Annotated in this window: 1 protein-coding gene; it reads left to right on the top strand. The window is 41.6% G+C overall.

Annotated elements, in window-relative coordinates; genetic code table 11:
• Positions 1 to 51: 51 nt before the first annotated feature.
• Complete coding sequence (locus AB4496_RS29040; RefSeq protein WP_009845601.1) at positions 52 to 402, top strand: hypothetical protein; 351 nt, start codon at positions 52 to 54, stop codon at positions 400 to 402.
• Positions 403 to 447 lie beyond the last annotated feature (45 nt).

The raw sequence follows: 447 nt of genomic DNA, 5'->3' as shown, positions 1-447 counted from the left end.
CCTATATTCCAAGTCCCTCATAATAAGGGAAATTTATAAAGATTTGGAATAATGCGCCGAACCTCGTTCAACTTCTCCATGTTACTTGCTACAGCATTAAGCTGGGTGCTGGTGACATTAATGCCTGTTATCAATGCTCATGGTAATAGTGCGGGAGTATGGGCGTCGTTATGTACGGTCAATGGCTTTGAACTGGTTCAAATTGAAGAAGGTGAACCTAATACTCATAAAGGAAAGCCGTGTCCCTTTAGCCATTTTTCCACGTTTCACCAAGATGAACTTCCAACTACACTACTGACAACTCGACTGAGTTCTATTGTCTCAGACAGCTACGCTTTTTTGGCTCTAAGCGAACGCTATATGAGGCAAGCCCCGCGCGGCCCTCCCTTTGTTACTGCTTAAACCTAACCCACTAAAATAATTAAAAAATAAAGTATTAAGTAAAGT

It is taken from the genome of Vibrio sp. 10N.222.46.A1 (genome assembly GCF_041473595.1).
GTDB classification, from domain to species: domain Bacteria; phylum Pseudomonadota; class Gammaproteobacteria; order Enterobacterales; family Vibrionaceae; genus Vibrio; species Vibrio tasmaniensis_A.
This window is presented reverse-complemented; position numbering and strand designations above follow the sequence as displayed.